A 17,264-nucleotide genomic window follows, 5' to 3' on the forward strand; every position below is an offset into this window, starting at 1 on the left:
TATCCTCATCCCTTCAACCAGCTTTTTCGCAGTGCAAAAAGCTCCCTCAGATCGTCGGTAGACATTTCCGTTATCCACTGCTCGGACTGACCGACGACTTGATCGTTCAGCGATTGCTTTCGCTCGATCATCTCGTCAATCTTCTCCTCAAGCGTGCCGAGCGTAATAAACTTATGCACATGAACCTCTTTTGTTTGTCCGATTCGGAACGCCCGGTCGGTCGCTTGGTTCTCCACCGCAGGATTCCACCAACGGTCAAAATGGAACACATGGTTTGCAGCGGTGAGGTTAAGCCCCGTGCCGCCAGCCTTCAGCGAAAGTACAAAAGCGCAGCATGGCTCCTCCGTATTTTGGAACTGATCAATCATTTGATCCCGCTTCGCCTTTGGCACTCCGCCATGCAAGTAAGGCACCGGCAGGCCAAGCTTCTCCTCAAGCAGCTGCTGAAGCTGATGCCCCATCTCGATATATTGCGTAAAGATGAGGCAGCGTTCGCCTTCCGCTGCGATCTCCTCGCACATTTCAAGCAGACGTGCCACTTTATTAGAGCGGTCCACTTCCCATAAAGCTGTTTTTTCCTCATCCGCAAGCAGTGAAGGATGATCGCAAAGCTGCTTCAGCTTCGTTAATGCGGCAAGAATAAGGCCTCTTCGCTGCATCGGGCCGAGCTTATCCAGATTCTCTAGCAGATCCGCCACTAAATTTTCGTACATGGCACCCTGCTCTGCCGTTAGCGTCATATAGGTTTTCGACTCATTCTTATCCGGCAGCGACAGCTGAATCGAAGGGTCTTTCTTGATTCGCCGCAGCATAAACGGCTTCACCCAGCGCTGAAGCCCGGCGATCAGCTTCTCATCCCGCGTTTTCTCAATCGGCGTAACCACTTCCTTGCGGAACTCGTTAATGTTGCCCAAGTAACCGGGATTAATGAAATCATAGATTGACCAGAGCTCGGTCAGCCGATTCTCCATCGGCGTTCCCGTAAGCGCAATGCGATGCCCCGCCGGCAGACGCCTAATGGCGGTTGACTGCTTCGTATATATATTTTTGATATTTTGCGCCTCATCGAGGCAAAGCGCATCCCAATCGACCAAGCTTAAATCTTCCTCGTCTAGCTGCGCGAGCGAGTAGGAGGTAATGACCAGATCCGCGCCAGCAACCGAATCGCGGAATTGCTCTCCCTTATCCCGCTTATTGCCATAATGCAGCATCACTTGAAGCGAAGGCGCGAACTTCTCAAGCTCCTTCTCCCAGTTGCCGATTACCGACGTCGGGCATATAAGCAGGGAAGGTCCGCCAGATTGCAGCTTTCTCTCCTTCAAATAGACGAGATAAGCCATAAATTGAATCGTTTTGCCAAGCCCCATATCATCCGCAAGCACGCCGCCGAGCCCGAACCTCCTTAAGAAGAGCAGCCATGATACGCCCTCAAGCTGGTAGGGGCGAAGCTCGCCCAAAAACGTTGGCGGTATTTCGGCGAGCGGAATTTGCGATGTTTGCTGGAGCTGAGCGAGCCAAGACGTTAAATGCTCATTCAGCTCAATTTCCGCTTCCAGATCATTGTCCAGCTCGCCCGTTTCATCGAGCGGAATTCCGCCTTTTAGATGCATCTCCAGAACATCTCGGAATGAGAGCCCCTTGCGCTTGCCCATCCGCTTCAGCCATTGTTTAATTTGCGTCACATCCTGCGGGTCCAAATGAACCCACTCGCCGCCGATATTGAAAAGCCGGCGGTTCTGCTCCGCCAAGTGGAGAAACTCCGCCTCGGTCAGATTCACGTCGCCAAGCGCAAGCTTCCAGTCAAATTGAACAATTTGGTCAAGCCCGAACATCGGCTGTGCAGCCGAACCCACTGACGATTTCATCTTGGCTCTTAGCCGCAGCTTCCGTGAGCGAACCGCTTCCCACCAGCTAGGCAGAAGCACGGGACAACCCGCTTCCAGCAGTCGAACGCTTGCTTCCTCCAAAAACTTCCACGCCTCATTGTCCGACAGCAATTCCCTAAGCTTGCTCTCATCCTGCATATCCTTCAGCTCAGGCAGCGCCGTCGTCCATTTCATCTGCTCTTTGGCTAGCTTGCCTTCAAGCAGCGGCAGCCATTCCGCTGGAATCGCGCGACCATCCTCGGTGTCCGCTTCCCAGCCATCCTCATTTTCATTAAGCCGAATGGGCAGCCACTGCCCCCCGTCGCGATCTTGCAGAACAGGGCGAAGCCGCCACAAGGACGACTCCATCGGCTCAACGAGCTGAAGCGCGGTACGAAACGGCAGAACATCCTTGCGAAGTCCGATCGCGATGAGCCAATCTTCCTCATCGGCCGACTTCCTTCTTAGCACCGCTTCGCCTGAAGCTGTGCCTATAGCGTTCCATGCCTTCGCCGCCTGCTCGTTTTCGGCGATCATTTGCTCGACAGCGCCGCTGATCCAGTGTTCGCTCCCATGATCGCCATTTTGAAGCGCCGCTTGCACATTGTTATTCCAAGCCTCAATTAGATCATTCTCGTGCTCCGGAATGTCCATGCGCCAGCTGCGTTTATCTTCCGTCCATCGCTCCCAATCGGGCGCAAACCAGCCATTGATCAATGCGGTCCGTATTTGCCCTGCCATTCTCATCAGGACGGACAAGCGGTCCGTCCATTCTAATTGAAGCAGCCGCACATGCTGCGGCGAAGATAAATAATCCATGGCAAGCAGCGGCGGCACTTTCAGCAGCTTCCGTTCGCCAACGCTAATCTCTTCGATATCCGCCCCGTACCAGGATGCCTTATGCCATGCAAACAACAAGGAGCGCAGCTTGCTATCGGCCGCATCCTTCCGATCGACTGCGCTTAACAGAACCGAGGCGTCGCCTTCCTCTTCGTTCCAAAACCCGTCTATCATTAACTTGCGCGCGCCAATGTATGTTTTCATGTAACGATTTTCCCTTTCCACAGCTCTTCCTGAAAAGCTCTAAGACGCTGATGTTTCCGTACAAGTCCTGCAATATATTGATCCCATTTCGGTGTATCCTTGTCTGCTTTATATAAACGCTCCAGCTTCTTCAGCTGCTTAACGGCTATTCGGTACCCTTGCCGGTTGCGAGTCTGAATGGATGCCTCAACCGACTGATGGTAGAGAGGCATTAACGCATGCGGAGCAAGCTTCGCAATTTCGCGCAGCGCATGAGCGCCGACATCCTCCGGACGGGAGCCCACGAGCATCTGCAGATCGGCCCATTCCTCATAACGCTTCTGATCCAGCCAATGGTCAGATAATTCTGAATAGGAATGAGGCAGCAATTGCGTCATGTAGTCGGTCCATATTTGCAAATCCGGACGGTCGAGATCGGCTCGGCGGCATAACGTTACGAACGGGCCAACCGAACGGCCGTTTTTCACTTTGTTGACTCGCTCGAACAGAAAGCTCATCCAGCGCTCCACGAGCTCCCATTTTCCTTCTTCCATCCGCTGTGCCGCGCATGGATACATCACCTTCTGCGAACGCTCAAAGCTCGTTAATGCAAAATGTTGAATCGCAAGTTCATCGTTTTTGTCAAAAAAGTACATAATGCCAATCGCGGTATGCAAAAACTCCTTATTGACGCCTTCCGCATCCTCTGCGTGAGACAGCTCGACCATCGAGGTTAGCTCGCGCTCAAACCAGCTGCGGTTTTCGGATAGCTTCTCGCAGAAGGCCAAATAAATATAGCCCCAGTCAAAGAGCTGCCGCTCCGTGCTGGCTGCCCATATCTTCACATGTGCGATCAGCGCATCCGCCCAAGCCTCTTCCTCCGGCCCCATCGTCTCCGGCGTCAACTCGGATATTAGCGTATAGAGATGCTCCACCCAAGGCTCTGCCATACGGATAAACGACATCTCATGGTAATATCTGCTGAACGAATCAACCGTATTAATGGCTCGCTCTGCTTGCTCCAGCACGAATAGAATAGCCGTTGACCAGTGCAATCGCTGCATCGGCTTCTCCCAGTCCTTCGCGAGTCCCTTTAAGGATGATAATAAAGGCTGCAGCGCATGCAGAGAATGGCGGCACTTCCGCCAAACCTCGCCATGCGTCTCCTCCATCCAGCTCAGCCACTCCCCGGCGGTCGCAAGTGCGCCAGGGTCGCGGGGAGCGACGGGCAATTGCGGCTGCGGCTCAGCCCTTGCCGCCTGCGAAGTCTTCAGCAGCGAACTTGCAGATGAGAGTCCGAGCAGTCGGAAATAGGATCGTTCCGCTAGCCCATGCCCCCCCTCCTGCTGACTGCAATATTGAAAATATACGGCCGCCATATGCTTGCAAAAACCGGTATATGGGCAGGTACAGGAGCTGTACCGCAAGTTGCTTGCATCTAATATAACAGCATAAAGATCCGAGCCCTGAACGACGCCATATAAATGGTCTTGGCTGCCTTCATTCGCGCTGTTCACTTTGCCTTCCATGTAATATTGCCAACCTCGCTTCATAATCGTCGTTTCGACGTGAACGTTTAACTGTTGTTCAATCAGCGCGTGCAGCTTTTCATTGAGGTGCATTAGAGACATTCACCCGCTTCCTTTCCGTTCACTTGCATTCTTTCTATTATACCAAGCCGAAACGGCTGTTGCCATCATTTGGCGTCAAATGCCTGATCTGGAGCAAATAAAAATGCCTTACCGACCCGGAACTCCAGTCGGCAAGGCAAACTCTTTATTATAATGGCATTTTTATGATAAACGTTAATTTTCCGGTCGGCTCCGCAGTGACGTGAACGTCTCCCTTATACTGCTTCGCGATCGACTTCACAATGGATAGACCTAGACCTTGATGGTCCTGCTGCTTGGTCGAATAACCCGCCTCGAAAATAGGCTTCGATATCGCTTCATCAGCGTTTTCACAGGTATTCGTAACGGTAAACTCCAGGAAATCAGCCGTCTGCTTGCCAACGAGCGTAACATGCCGCCTGTCCTCCGAATATTTCAGCACTTCATCAAAGGCATTATCGATCAAGTTGCCGAGCATCCGATTGACGTCAAGCGTCTTAACGCCCATTTCCTGCATATTAAGACCGGTAAACGAGCAGCTGAATTGAATTTTATTGCTCTCCGCCTGCGAAATTTTGGAGCGTACAAGTGCCGCTATCGCCGGATTGCCGATATTAATAATATCGTTCATCATCCGGATATCACCGGTCAGCTCCTTCGTGTATGCAACGAGCTCCTGCGATTTATCGAGCTCCGCGAGAGAATGGATCGTCTGCACGTGGTTTAAGAAATCATGCCTTTGCGCCCTTATCGATTGGAACATTTGGTTGATCTCGTCCACATAGGTTTCTTGCGTGACGCGTACCACCTTATCGCGCGAATGCCTATAATATCTCATCGCAACAACGGCAATCAGCAAGCTTAAGCCGGTTACGATCAATATTATGATGCCTAAATTGAGAAACTGCGAATCAAGCTTTTCTTGAATGACATGATAATCGGAAGTAAGCATCAGCACGTAGCTATTCATCGGCTGGCCGTCCCGATCCGTTATGTTAATCCCTTTTTCATTCACGAATGTCGGAATATACATTTTGTAAATTTCTTTACCGTTAATATTTTCACGAAGCGTAACTGTCTTCTTAGAAAAATAGGCTTTGCGCACCATGCTCGTATCCTGCGCCGACTTTATCGAGTACGTGCCATAAAAAATCGGCTCCTGTACTTTATGGCCTTGCACTTGGCCTTCCGGATTAATCGTTGCTTTCCCATCCGGGTACGTCTCCGGGTTTATGAATGCAATCTCTAGTAGGGAGTCGCTGCTCTGGACCGAATTTTCGATCATGCGATGAACGCCAGTGGCGATTTCATAGGCTTCCTGCCGCTCATAATCCACGTAGGGATCGATGATATAGTTTGTTGCACCATCGTAATAGTATCCCCATTTGTTAAGCTGATCCACGTTGGTCGTAGATACCTCGAACGGTCCGCTCCAGAAATTCGGAAGCGATTGTCCAAGCCAGTCCACCGAAGCATTTTTGTTCTCGAACAGCTGGTTAAACACCTCGTACCATGGCTTCCAGCTTTTCGTACTCGTATTCACTTGTTTTTCGTTAGAGGATTTGTATAGCACAATATCATCAGGTAATTTCTTAAGAAGTGTGATGTGGCTGAGGTCCAGCTTGTCGCGCAGCTCGATCAGCTGCTCAGACGTTACTTTCTCGATATCGGGATCTAGAGCATATTGGATAGCGATCGAAGCGGCGCGAAGCTCACGGCCGATCTGATTTTGGAATTGCTCGGAGCCTTCGCGAGATTGTTCTAGTGAAATTTGCAGTCGATTTGCATGGTTCAGGAGTTCTTCGTTAAAAGAGTCTTCCAGCGTTTTTTTGGTAAGAAAATAATAAGCCGTATTGTTCAATAAAACTAAAACGACGATAACGCTAATCGCCACAAGCCAAATATTGCGTTGCATCTCCTGCATCTTGCCCTTCTATCTATTATAGCTTTCATTATGTAGCATCCTAAACCAAACGACAATACTCTTTCCACTAACAAATGATAACAAATATACGGTCATCAAAAACAAAATAAACGAGATTGCTGGCGTTAACCGGTTGTCTTCTTCCACCATAAACGAACGGCCCATTTGCGCTCCTGACGTTTCTTGTAACGAGGCAGCATCCGGTATATGCGAAGCCCCTCCTCCGTGGTGCGCTTAGCTTCCTCCGCATTTCCAAGCTGCTTATAAATGGATGTTAATTGGTCATAAGCTTCGCAGGACGAGGAATTAATCGCTTGAAAAGCTTGGATATAGGTGAGCGCCTTCTCGGTTTGTCCGCTTGAGTAATGGGATGCCAGGCGCAGGTACGGCGCTCCATATTTGACTCGCGGATTAAGGTCCAGACCTCTAAGCATGCAGGCAACCCCGCGTTCCTCATCGCCTGTATACAAATAACTCATGCCGAGGTCATCCCAGAACTCAGCGGAATCCTCAAGCGTATGCTGCAGCGGTTCAAGCCATCGAAGAGCCTCTCCATACTTCTTTCTCTCGATTAGAAGCCTGGCTAGCTCATGCTTGGAGGAGACATCGTTTGGGGAGCTGTCTATTTGCTGTTTCAGCTTTTTTATTCTAGAGAGTCTTTTTATAGGTTTAAAGAGGCTGGGCGTTAACCCGACAAAGCGCCGGTCTAACATATAAAGCAGGACTAGCATGACGAGGATAGCGATAAATGGGTTGCCGAACAACCATATCAAGAAAATGAAAAGACTAAATTTTAACATCTTATCCCCCTACAAAATGTATAATGGAATCTGCTTTCAATGCAAAACCCAGCGATTTATTGTACAAATATGGTTCGATTATACCATAATTTTCTCGATTATTGAGCAATACTAGCAAATTGTCATCTTACCCGAGAGGTGCATAATAATTAGGCGAAAGACTCAAACTAGTCGCGTATTTAGGCATATGAAAAAAAAAAGGAGGATGATCATGTTATGGCATCAAATGATACGCCTGACCAAACACTAACGACTAGGCAGGGCCATCCCGTCACTGACAACCAAAATATCCGGACCATCGGCAACCGCGGTCCCTCAACGTTAGAGAACTATCATTTTATTGAGAAAATCTCACATTTTGACCGCGAACGCGTTCCTGAGCGCGTCGTGCATGCGCGGGGCGCTGGGGCACATGGCTATTTCGAGGCCTATGGGAAGCTCGGCGATGAGCCGATTGCCAAATATACGAGAGCGAAGCTCTTTCAAGAGGCAGGCAAGCAGACGCCTGTATTCGTTCGATTCTCAAGCGTTATTCACGGCGGCCATTCCCCGGAGACGCTTCGTGACCCGCGCGGCTTTGCTACCAAGTTTTATACGGAGGACGGTAACTGGGATCTTGTCGGCAACAATCTAAAAATATTTTTTATTCGCGACGCGATGAAGTTTCCCGATATGGTGCATGCCTTCAAGCCTGATCCGGTCACGAATGTGCAAAGCATGGAACGTTTCTTTGATTTTGTGTCCCAGTCTCCTGAAGCAACGCATATGATTACCTTTTTGTTCTCCCCATGGGGAATTCCAGCTAATTACCGGCAAATGCAAGGCTCGGGCGTGAATACATACAAATGGGTGAATGCCGAAGGCAAAGGCGTTCTCGTCAAATATCATTGGGAGCCGAAGCAAGGCATACGCAACCTGCGGCAATCTGAAGCTGAGCAGCTGCAAGGGAAAAACTTCAATCATGCCACTCAGGATTTATATGAGGCAATCGAGCGCGGCGAGTATCCGGAGTGGGAGCTTCAGGTGCAGTGGATGAGCGACGACGCGCATGATGAGCTTGATTTTGACCCGCTTGACGATACGAAGCTGTGGGATCCCGAGCTGTTCCCTATGCTGCCTGTCGGCAGGATGGTTCTGAACAAAAATCCGGAAAACTACTTCACAGAGGTTGAGCAAGCCGCATTCGGCACTGGCGTATTAGTGGATGGACTGGATTTCTCCGACGATAAAATGCTGCAAGGGCGTACATTCTCTTATTCCGATACGCAGCGCCATCGCGTAGGCACCAACTATCTGCAATTGCCGATCAACGCGCCGAAGAAGCCGGTTGCGACCAATCAGCGCGACGGTCAGATGGCTTTCTATATCGATATTGCGCCTGGCCAAAATCCACATGTCAACTATGAGCCTTCAACGATGGGCGGCTTAAAGGAAGCATCGCCATCCGGCGAGCCGCATGAGCCATCCTATTCAGCTAAGCTGACCAGGCAGCCCATCGACCGGCAAAACAATTTCAAGCAAGCCGGCGATACCTATCGCAAATTCGAGCAATGGGAGCGCGACGAGCTCATTGAAAATTTAGTGGATGCGCTTAGCAACTGCAGCTCGGTCATTCGCGAACAAATGATTAAGCATTTTTCCGAAGCTGACAGTGAATACGGGAGTCGTGTAGCCGAAGGCCTTAAGCAAAAGGATAAGCATCTTGCGGATAAAGGGCATGTCGGCACAACGCCGGCAAACGAAGGAATGGAGATCGCAAGCGAGCTTGGACATTCCACCGATGGCTATTGAAAAAAGATGAAAGTGTAATTTTTCAAGCGAGAATCCTCTTGACGAAAGCGCTTTAAGTTAATATGATGTTACTATTCAAGCGAATGATTGCAAAACTCATTTAATTGATTTTAACGATCATCCATAACCATTTGGCGTGTTACTCATCCATTGAGGCATGAGCCAAGAAAAGATTACCATCTAATGTCGAATTAGAGCGGTCTTCTTTTCTTGGCTCTTTTTTTTGCCAATTGGGCACCTTAATGACAAAGGAGGGATTTCAAGCATGGCTCGCGCATTCCGGGTAGAACGTGCGATCGGCAACAATGTTCTGTTAACGGCCGACACGCAAACCGAGAGAGAATATGTCATTTTCGGCAAAGGGCTTGGCTTCGCGCTGAAAGCCGGCCAAACCATCGCCAGCACGGACCCGCGTATCGAGAAGCGATTTCGCTTAGACGATACCGAACAGATGAAGCAGTACCACTCCTATCTCGAGGAGATCGATCCCGGAATCATCGAAGTAACAGAGCGGATTGCGGACCATATCAAGCAGATGATCGGCGTTGATGTGCATCCGAAGCTATATTTCGCCTTGCCGAGCCACATCCAATTTGCTGTTTATCGGCTGCGTAATGGCATGGATATTGTAAATCCTTTTCTAAACGAGACCAAAAAGAGCTTTCCGATGGAATATGAAATCGCAGCTCGATTAGCGGAATGGATCAGCACGCAGTTCAAGGTTGCGGTGCCAGAGGATGAAATCGGATTTCTAGCGCTCCATATCTACTCCGGTATTCATAATGTAGCGGTAGGACAAATTATCAAACAAACAGATCAACAATAGGAGGACTAAACCATGTTATCCAAACTTTTCGGAAAATCAAAACAAAAATCGATTGAAATTACGGCACCATTGTCAGGAAAGATTGTGCCATTAACTGAGGTGCCGGACGAGGCGTTCGCAGGCAAGCATATGGGCGACGGGCTCGCGATTGAGCCATCAGAGGGCAAAATTATCGCGCCATTCGACGGTACGGTCTCCCATCTCATTCATACGAATCACGCCATCATTATTGAGCATGCTTCCGGCTTGCAGCTGCTTATTCATATCGGAATCAACACCGTTGCTTTGAACGGCGATGGCTTTAATGCCCATATAGCTTCAGGCGACAGCTTCCAAGCGGGCGATACGCTGATATCATTTGACCAGGACAAAATCAAGGCAGCCGGATATCCTACCGTCACGCCGATCGTCATCGCTAACGGGGATGATGTGAAGCAGCTTGAGCATCTAGTCTCAGGCGGCATTGCCGCTGCCGGGAAAGACATGCTGCTGCGCGCAGAAATGAACAGCTAACCCTAAAACCCAACCATACTTTGAAAGAAAAGAGGACGATCAAACATGCTGGCCTCTCTACAGAAAATAGGTAAAGCATTAATGCTCCCGGTTGCCGCGCTGCCTGCGGCTTCCATTTTGCTTCGTTTTGGCAATATCGATTATGTGAAGGACTTCCATATGGGAAGCGCCGGTGAGTTTATCAATCAATACGTCGCCCCGTTTCTAGCGGCTGGCGGATCCGCAATATTTGACCACTTGCCGCTGATTTTCGCTGTCGGCGTTGCGATTGGGCTTGCTGGCGACGCGGTTGCCGCGCTTGCCGCTGTTATCGCCTATCAGGTGCTTATTACAGTTCAAATTAAAGTCCCACTTGTCTTCACAGGCATAGTGGGAAAAGATGTTGTCCTGAATATGGGCGTACTAGGCGGTATCATTGCAGGTCTAATCTCTGCTTACTTATATAAACGGTTCCATACGATTAAGCTGCCCGACTGGCTTGGCTTCTTCAGCGGAAAACGTTTTGTTCCGATTATTACGTCGCTGGTTATGGTCGTTGTTGCGCTCCTGCTTGGCCTCGTATGGGGACCTGTTCAAGGCGCACTAGATACGTTTGGACGCTGGATTGTCGGCTTTGGCGGCATCGGCTCCTTCGTATTCCTTACGGCCAACAGGCTGCTCATTCCTACTGGCTTGCATCATGTCCTCAATTCAATCGCTTGGTTTCAAATCGGCGATTACACGGATGCTGCCGGCAAAGTTGTGCATGGCGATTTGACGCGTTTCTTCGCCGGGGACAAGACGGCGGGGATGTTCATGACCGGGTTTTTCCCGATTATGATGTTCGCACTTCCTGCGGGCGCGCTAGCTATCATTCATACGGCACGCAAAGAGAAGCGCAAGATGGTGGCCTCCATCTTTATCGGGACCGCCTTCGCCTCCTTCCTTACCGGGATTACGGAGCCGCTTGAGTTTGCCTTTATGTTCGCTGCACCGTTTCTGTTTGTCATTCACGCCCTGTTAACCGGTTTGTCGGGTTTTATCCTTTATCAAATGGATGTCAAACACGGCTTTGGCTTCTCTGCCGGTTTCATCGATTACGCGGTCAATTATCAACTTGCGACCAACCCGCTACTCATTATCCCTGTCGGGCTTGCTTTTGCGGTCGTTTACTACTTCTTGTTCCGCTTCATCATCATTAAGTTCAACATCAAGACACCTGGCCGCGAGGACGAAACCGCAGAGGACAAAAAAGCTGAACATGCCGCGTCTGCAACTGACGGCGACAGCAAAGCTGCAAACGTACTGCAAGCGCTTGGCGGATCTTCTAATATCGTAGGCTTGGATGCTTGCATTACAAGGCTGCGCTTGGTCGTGAAGGATGAGACCGTCGTCAATGATTCCAAGCTTAAGGGCATGGGAGCAGCTGGCATCATTCGTTTAGGCAAAGGAGCCGTACAGGTTATTTTCGGCACGCAATCCGAGCAGCTAAAGGATGAAATCAAAAAAATACTGTGAAGTTACAACTAATAGGAGTGGAAAACGATGCAAAACAGCTTTACTATAAAAAACCCATTTGGTATTCACGCTAGGCCTGCACGCAAAATCGTCGACGCGGCTAAAGCATCCGCCGGTGCCGTTACGCTTGAGAAGGACGGCAAAAGCTTTAACGCAAAAAGCCTTGTTCATGTCATCTCCGTTGGAGCAAGGCAAGGCGACAGCATCACCGTTACAGCTGAAGGCGAAAACGCAGCGGATGTCATCTCCGCTATCGGAGCGGTATTGGTTTCAGTCGAGCAGCATGCGGAAAAGGAGCAATAAATGATGCTTCTTCAAGGGATTGCCGCATCGCCCGGTTATGCGATTGGCACAGCCAAGATATTGTCGGTGAAAGCAGTACAGATCGTTAAAGAACAACTTGATGCCAATCAACTGGATAAAGAGGTCGCTCGCTTCGAGGCTGCGGTCGCGGCAACCCGCGTGGAGCTTGAAGCGATACATGATAAGCTGGTCAGAGAGAATAAGGAAGCAGAAGCTGAAATATTCGAAGCGCATATTATGCTGCTTGAAGATGAAGAGCTTATTGACCGCTCGAAGGAGATGGTTAGCAAGGAGCGAATAAACTCCGAGTTTGCTTTTTACACCACCTCTGAGGAAATAGCCGAAATGATCAGCTCGCTTGATGATCCTTATTTGAAGGAACGAGCAGCAGATATTCGTGACGTAAGCCGCCGGGTGTTAAATAAATTGCAGGGCATAACCTCCGCTTCTGTAAATGGCGAGGCAGGCAACATCATATTGTTTGCAGAGGATTTGACGCCATCGGATACCGCGCAGCTAGATCCGAACAAGGTCATTGGCTTTGCGACTCAGGCAGGCGGACGGACGTCGCATTCCGCTATTATTGCAAGATCAATCGGCATCCCGGCTATCGTAGGCATTGGAAGTATGCTTGAGAAGGCCGTAACGGAAGGTCAAACGGTCATTATCGACGGTACAGAGGGACAAGTCATTATCGATCCGGATGACGATACATTAGCCCGTTATTCGCAATTGCAGCAAAAGCAGCTTGAGCATGAGCAATTTTACCAAACCTATATGAACCAGCCTTCAGTTAGCAGCGACGGCGTGCAGGTAGAGCTTGTCGCGAATATCGGCTCGGTAAAGGATGCGGAGCAAGCCGCAAAGATGGGCGCTGAAGGCATCGGATTGTTCCGTACCGAGTTTCTCTACATGGATGCAGCGGAGCTGCCTTCCGAAGATGAGCAGTTTGAGGCTTATCGCAAAGCAGCCGAAGCGTTCGGCAGCGATGCTCCAATCGTCATCCGAACATCCGATATTGGCGGCGATAAGGAAATCGCTTATATGAATCTGCCGAAGGAGGACAATCCTTTCCTAGGCTTCCGCGCGATTCGCATCTGCCTAGATCGACCGGATATGTTCAAGACGCAGCTTCGGGCGATTTTGCGGGCAAGCGCGTTCGGCAATTTGAAAGTCATGTTTCCGATGATCGCTGCGATTAGCGAATGGCGCAAAGCGAAGGCTCTGCTGGAGGAAGCGAAGCAGGAGCTGACCGAAGCAGGCATCGCATTCAACAAAACCATCGAGGCTGGCATCATGATTGAAATTCCGGCTGCTGCCATACTCGCCGATAAGTTCGCGAAGGAAGTTGATTTCTTCAGCATCGGCACCAATGACTTGGTGCAGTATACGATGGCGGCCGATCGGATGAATCCGAAGCTCGGCTACTTAAATGACCCGCTCCACCCCGCCATCCTGCAGCTGATTGAGCGCGTCATTACGGCGGCTCACGCAAATGGCAAATGGGCCGGAATGTGCGGCGAAATGGCTGGACAAAAGCATGCTCTGCCTATCTTGCTCGGCCTTGGGCTTGATGAATTCAGCATGAGCGCGAGCGCAGTGCTGCCGGCACGCGCCCTGCTTGCTAAGCTGTCCCAGCAAGAGATGAAGGCAATAGCGCATGCGGTTCTAGAGCTGGAATCGGCTGAAGAGGTTCGCGCTTATGTCGAGACGCATGTGCCAGCACTGAAATAACGATGCTCATAAAGCAGGGCAGGCGATCAAGGTAATTACCCTTGCTCGACTGCCCTTTCTTTTTACATCGATAAACAAAGCTCACTTTGCAGAGCGCTACCCATTAAATCGTAATTTCAATAAGAAGCTTGTCCTCCTCGTAAGTAAAACGTATATCACCCTTGTACTTCTCCACCGTTTTCCTTACGATCGTAAGGCCGTTCCCGCGCAAGGACTGACTCTCTCCTTTTGTCGTAAACCCGCTCTGAAAGAGGCTGCTGCACTCTTTATCCGTAAGCACTGCCGCATTTTCAATCGCAAATTTGTATTTCCCTTTATCCGTTTTGCAGCTGACACGAATCTTTTGCGGCAGCTCGCTGAACGACGCTTCAACGGCTTCAATCGCATTATCCAGCAGATTCGAGAACAGTTTAATCAGATCCATCGATTCCATTTTGTTAAAATCGTTAAATTCCGTTTCAAATTCGATATCTATGTTTTTGGAGTGAGCCAGCTCCCACTTGCTTTGAAACAACACCATCAAAAACGGGTTTTTAACCCGCAATGACAACTCGAGCGTTCTGGACTCAACCGTAAGCTGCTTTAAATATTCATGCGCTTTGTCATACATGCGAATATCCATTAAGCCGTTCAGCACTTGAAGATGATTCATCAAATCATGCCTGCTTGATTTAATCGTGCCTACTATTTTTCCTAGCTCGGAAATGTATATCGTCTCCGATTCCTTCAAATCCTGATTCAAGCGGGCTTTATACCATTTGTTCAAAAAGAATACGCCGGCTAACAATACGAGTGCGAACAATACGTCCATGCCAAAGATCACCGTATTGTTTTTGATGACATGCTTGCTGATATAACCTAATTCCTCGGCGGCAATATCGATTCCGACAACCCCGATATGCTCGCCCTTATCGTTAAATATAGGGACGCCAACGGACATATATGATCCGGTTCGTTCATCATGAATAACGCCGGTGTAATAGTTTTTGCCATGTTTGGCAAGCCTCACTGCTGACGCAGGAACCGTGCATGGAAAGCCGATAGGCAAATCCTCTACGCCAGGCGGAATGGCTGACACCACGATTTTGGAGACATCGCTGTCGTCCAGCAGCAGCGTATATACATATAGGGCGTTAATTCGTTTGCGAAATTCCTCCAAATAGCGCTTCGTTGCTTGATAATTCCCATCATACGTTTGGCTTTGGAGAAGCTTACCGTAACTCTCTAGATCAAGTCCCTTTGCCATTTCCTTCGCGATCTCGGTGTACTGCTTCGCCAGCGCGATCTCAGCCGATTTATTCGTGGAGTGATAAGAGAAAAACACCTTCATGCCGGTGAGCAAGCTTAGAGCCGCAATCGAGATGATGAAAAAATAAATCATTCTTTTTTTTGTAGATAATAGGTTCAGATTCATTAGATTAATCCTTTTCAGCACTAAGTTATTCAATCAAAAGCGGCATACCTGCAAGCTAACAGCTAGCCGGCTATTACCGTTTGATTTCTTCCTGCATTTTTGGCCTTGTATAACGCCTGATCAGCGAGCAAGAACAATGCGTCCGCATGGCTTGCCTGAGATGGAAAATGTGCCGCCCCAAGCGAAACCGTAACGGCCTGTTTCAGATGATTTTCGCATTTCTCCATCGTGATCCTTATACGTTCGGCCGTTTCATAAACTTCATGAGCCGTCGCAAATGGCAACAGCACAACAAACTCTTCGCCGCCGTAACGGCTGCATACAGCGCCTGCCCTTACGGATTGCCTGACTATTTCAGCCAGATGCTGCAAAACTTTATCTCCCTCTTGATGGCCATAATTATCGTTGATAGATTTGAATCGATCGATATCCAGAACAAGAATGGAATAAGGCTTTTTCTCCTCTACCCACTGCTTCATAATGATTTCTAACGTTCGACGGTTGCTAAGCCCGGTCAAAACATCGGTCATAGCCGCTTGGGTCAATAAATCGGTTTGCGCTTTAATGCCGCTCATCGCCAGTATGACGGTCTTTGTTAATGAATCCGCTTCTCTGTTCCAATGATGCCTCACGGGCGGTAACACAACCTCTTCCTTTCCTATTTTGCCGACGAGGTTTGATAGCGTTACGAATGGCTTAGCTAGTCGGCGAGCAAACCCAATCGTCACCAGCAGCAATAGAATAAACGGAATGAGCGTATAAAGAAGAATCGACTTAATATAATCTTTTAATTCTGCGTTCACAGCACATGCTGGAGAAATCACAATAACTCCCCATTTGCTCTCCGGCACATAGGAATATCCAGCGAGTAGGGTCAATCCGTTTGAATCAACGGTCTGCTCAAATCCGCTTTTTCCCTGGGCAAGCCTCTGGACGATTTCGCCATCGTTAATGGCTTGTCCGTTATGGCTATTATCAGGATCATATAGCAAATGGCCGTCTGAGCCAACCACATAGAAGTAAGAGCCATTCTGATCAATGCTGTCTTTCCCGTAAATCATATTCAAAACGTTGTGCTCTTGCAAATAGATGGAACCGCCGATAAAACCGCGGTAAGCGCCATTTCGATCGAATAAAGGTTCACTGATGAACACAAGCAGCCTATTCGACACAGCGCTAACATAGGGCTTCGAAATGTAAGGCTTTTTTAGTGCTAATGCTTCGAGCGGCGGCTTCGTCTTAACCCTCTCTCCTGTTGCGCTTAATGATGGTGGAGAAAAAACGCGTATGATGCCCTCTTCATCCACCACGATAATCGAATTAAAAAAATTGCTGCTTTTGCGTATCAGATCAAGATGCTTTTCCGACTCAGCTGTACTTTGTGTATCGTTCATAGAATAAAATGCTGCTGCATTTTTTAGGCTGCTGCGCATCGATATAAATAAAGAGTCCATCGTTTGACTCATCTTGGCTGCAGTGGAGTGATTCAAAGTAAGCGTCGTTTCAATTAAAGATTTTTTCTGGGATTGATAGGATGCGAGTAGCAAAATCGTTAATGTAAGCAAGACAGAAATCGTAACCAGGCCTGTCAAAAGCGTTGCCAAGCTAATCTTCTTTTTCTCAGATGCTTTATTCAGGCGTACTTTATACATATTAACCTTCCTCAACATCATGTTACTATTTATTATTCGACCGCATTCGACAATTCCCTTCTCCATCTTTCATATAATTACAATAATTAGAAGCACTTTGTCACATATTGGCAAACGCAAAAAAATAAGACAGCATATCGCTATGCCGTCCGGATTAGGTTGCTATGTTAGATTTTTAATTCACCAAGCTTGATTAGCTCGACAACCGCTTGTGAACGACCTTTTACGTTCAGCTTTTGCATGACATTAGAAATATGATTTAGAGTACACTGGGATATTACAAGGAAGGCAGCCAGCTCATGATAAGAAAAA

At 48.8% G+C, this 17,264-nt stretch carries 12 protein-coding genes and 1 pseudogene; 6 read left to right on the forward strand and 7 right to left on the reverse strand.

Annotated features, from left to right (window positions below; genetic code table 11):
- Window positions 1-5: 5 nt before the first annotated feature.
- The 4 genes from A7975_RS13780 to A7975_RS13795 form a co-directional block, all read right to left on the reverse strand.
- Window positions 6-2,909, reverse strand: coding sequence for a DEAD/DEAH box helicase (locus A7975_RS13780; RefSeq protein WP_065385458.1), 2,904 nt, complete (start codon window positions 2,907-2,909; stop codon window positions 6-8).
- Window positions 2,906-4,519, reverse strand: a complete 1,614-nt coding sequence (locus A7975_RS13785; RefSeq protein WP_065385459.1) for an SWIM zinc finger family protein — start codon at window positions 4,517-4,519, stop codon at window positions 2,906-2,908. Before A7975_RS13785 ends, A7975_RS13780 begins: the two co-directional genes overlap by 4 nt.
- A gap of 148 nt (window positions 4,520-4,667) precedes the next feature.
- The gene (locus A7975_RS13790) at window positions 4,668-6,422 is read right to left on the reverse strand and encodes a sensor histidine kinase (protein WP_255314278.1); all 1,755 of its coding nucleotides are present in this window, start codon (window positions 6,420-6,422) and stop codon (window positions 4,668-4,670) included.
- A gap of 125 nt (window positions 6,423-6,547) precedes the next feature.
- On the reverse strand, window positions 6,548-7,222 hold the full coding sequence (locus A7975_RS13795) for a tetratricopeptide repeat protein (RefSeq protein ID WP_053377265.1): 675 nt from the start codon (window positions 7,220-7,222) through the stop codon (window positions 6,548-6,550).
- A gap of 216 nt (window positions 7,223-7,438) precedes the next feature.
- Between A7975_RS13795 and A7975_RS13800 the strand changes: the two genes are divergently transcribed.
- From A7975_RS13800 to ptsP, 6 genes are all read left to right on the forward strand, one after another.
- Entirely contained in the window at window positions 7,439-9,013 is a 1,575-nt protein-coding gene (locus A7975_RS13800) for a catalase (RefSeq protein ID WP_065385460.1), read from the forward strand.
- 265 nt (window positions 9,014-9,278) lie between these two features.
- Window positions 9,279-9,839: a CAT RNA binding domain-containing protein gene (locus A7975_RS13805; protein ID WP_053377267.1), complete on the forward strand. Its 561-nt coding sequence runs from the start codon at window positions 9,279-9,281 to the stop codon at window positions 9,837-9,839.
- A gap of 12 nt (window positions 9,840-9,851) precedes the next feature.
- Window positions 9,852-10,352 carry a PTS sugar transporter subunit IIA gene (locus tag A7975_RS13810; RefSeq protein WP_065385461.1) on the forward strand — a complete coding sequence of 167 codons (501 nt, stop codon included), beginning with the start codon at window positions 9,852-9,854 and terminating at the stop codon, window positions 10,350-10,352.
- Between the two features lie 45 nt (window positions 10,353-10,397).
- The gene (gene nagE / locus A7975_RS13815; RefSeq protein WP_065385462.1) at window positions 10,398-11,849 is read left to right on the forward strand and encodes an N-acetylglucosamine-specific PTS transporter subunit IIBC; all 1,452 of its coding nucleotides are present in this window, start codon (window positions 10,398-10,400) and stop codon (window positions 11,847-11,849) included.
- Between the two features lie 27 nt (window positions 11,850-11,876).
- Complete coding sequence (locus A7975_RS13820) at window positions 11,877-12,152, forward strand: HPr family phosphocarrier protein (RefSeq protein WP_065385463.1); 276 nt, start codon at window positions 11,877-11,879, stop codon at window positions 12,150-12,152.
- A 3-nt stretch (window positions 12,153-12,155) separates the two neighbouring features.
- Window positions 12,156-13,886, forward strand: a complete 1,731-nt coding sequence (ptsP, locus tag A7975_RS13825; protein ID WP_065385897.1) for a phosphoenolpyruvate--protein phosphotransferase — start codon at window positions 12,156-12,158, stop codon at window positions 13,884-13,886.
- 103 nt (window positions 13,887-13,989) lie between these two features.
- Here ptsP and A7975_RS13830 read toward each other — a convergent pair whose 3' ends face one another.
- The 3 genes and pseudogenes from A7975_RS13830 to A7975_RS33070 form a co-directional block, all read right to left on the reverse strand.
- Entirely contained in the window at window positions 13,990-15,300 is a 1,311-nt protein-coding gene (locus tag A7975_RS13830; RefSeq protein WP_065385464.1) for a GHKL domain-containing protein, read from the reverse strand.
- Window positions 15,301-15,362: 62 nt separating this feature from the next.
- Complete coding sequence (locus tag A7975_RS13835) at window positions 15,363-16,952, reverse strand: sensor domain-containing diguanylate cyclase (protein WP_065385465.1); 1,590 nt, start codon at window positions 16,950-16,952, stop codon at window positions 15,363-15,365.
- Window positions 16,953-17,119: 167 nt separating this feature from the next.
- A pseudogene (locus A7975_RS33070) lies at window positions 17,120-17,251 on the reverse strand (LuxR C-terminal-related transcriptional regulator); the annotation flags it as partial.
- Window positions 17,252-17,264: the final 13 nt, after the last annotated feature.

The organism is Bacillus sp. FJAT-26390 (assembly GCF_001682865.1).
In the GTDB taxonomy this organism is placed as follows: Bacteria; Bacillota; Bacilli; order Paenibacillales; family Paenibacillaceae; genus Pristimantibacillus.

Excerpts from the sequence above, each read along its gene's own strand:
- A7975_RS13780 (WP_065385458.1), bottom strand. The coding sequence starts at position 2,909 with ATGAAAACATACATTGGCGCGCGCAAGTTAATGATAGACGGGTTTTGG.
- A7975_RS13785 (WP_065385459.1), bottom strand. The coding sequence starts at position 4,519 with ATGTCTCTAATGCACCTCAATGAAAAGCTGCACGCGCTGATTGAACAA.
- A7975_RS13790 (WP_255314278.1), bottom strand. The coding sequence starts at position 6,422 with ATGCAGGAGATGCAACGCAATATTTGGCTTGTGGCGATTAGCGTTATC.
- A7975_RS13795 (WP_053377265.1), bottom strand. The coding sequence starts at position 7,222 with ATGTTAAAATTTAGTCTTTTCATTTTCTTGATATGGTTGTTCGGCAAC.
- A7975_RS13800 (WP_065385460.1), top strand. The coding sequence starts at position 7,439 with ATGGCATCAAATGATACGCCTGACCAAACACTAACGACTAGGCAGGGC.
- A7975_RS13805 (WP_053377267.1), top strand. The coding sequence starts at position 9,279 with ATGGCTCGCGCATTCCGGGTAGAACGTGCGATCGGCAACAATGTTCTG.
- A7975_RS13810 (WP_065385461.1), top strand. The coding sequence starts at position 9,852 with ATGTTATCCAAACTTTTCGGAAAATCAAAACAAAAATCGATTGAAATT.
- nagE (WP_065385462.1), top strand. The coding sequence starts at position 10,398 with ATGCTGGCCTCTCTACAGAAAATAGGTAAAGCATTAATGCTCCCGGTT.
- A7975_RS13820 (WP_065385463.1), top strand. The coding sequence starts at position 11,877 with ATGCAAAACAGCTTTACTATAAAAAACCCATTTGGTATTCACGCTAGG.
- ptsP (WP_065385897.1), top strand. The coding sequence starts at position 12,156 with ATGCTTCTTCAAGGGATTGCCGCATCGCCCGGTTATGCGATTGGCACA.
- A7975_RS13830 (WP_065385464.1), bottom strand. The coding sequence starts at position 15,300 with ATGAATCTGAACCTATTATCTACAAAAAAAAGAATGATTTATTTTTTC.
- A7975_RS13835 (WP_065385465.1), bottom strand. The coding sequence starts at position 16,952 with ATGTATAAAGTACGCCTGAATAAAGCATCTGAGAAAAAGAAGATTAGC.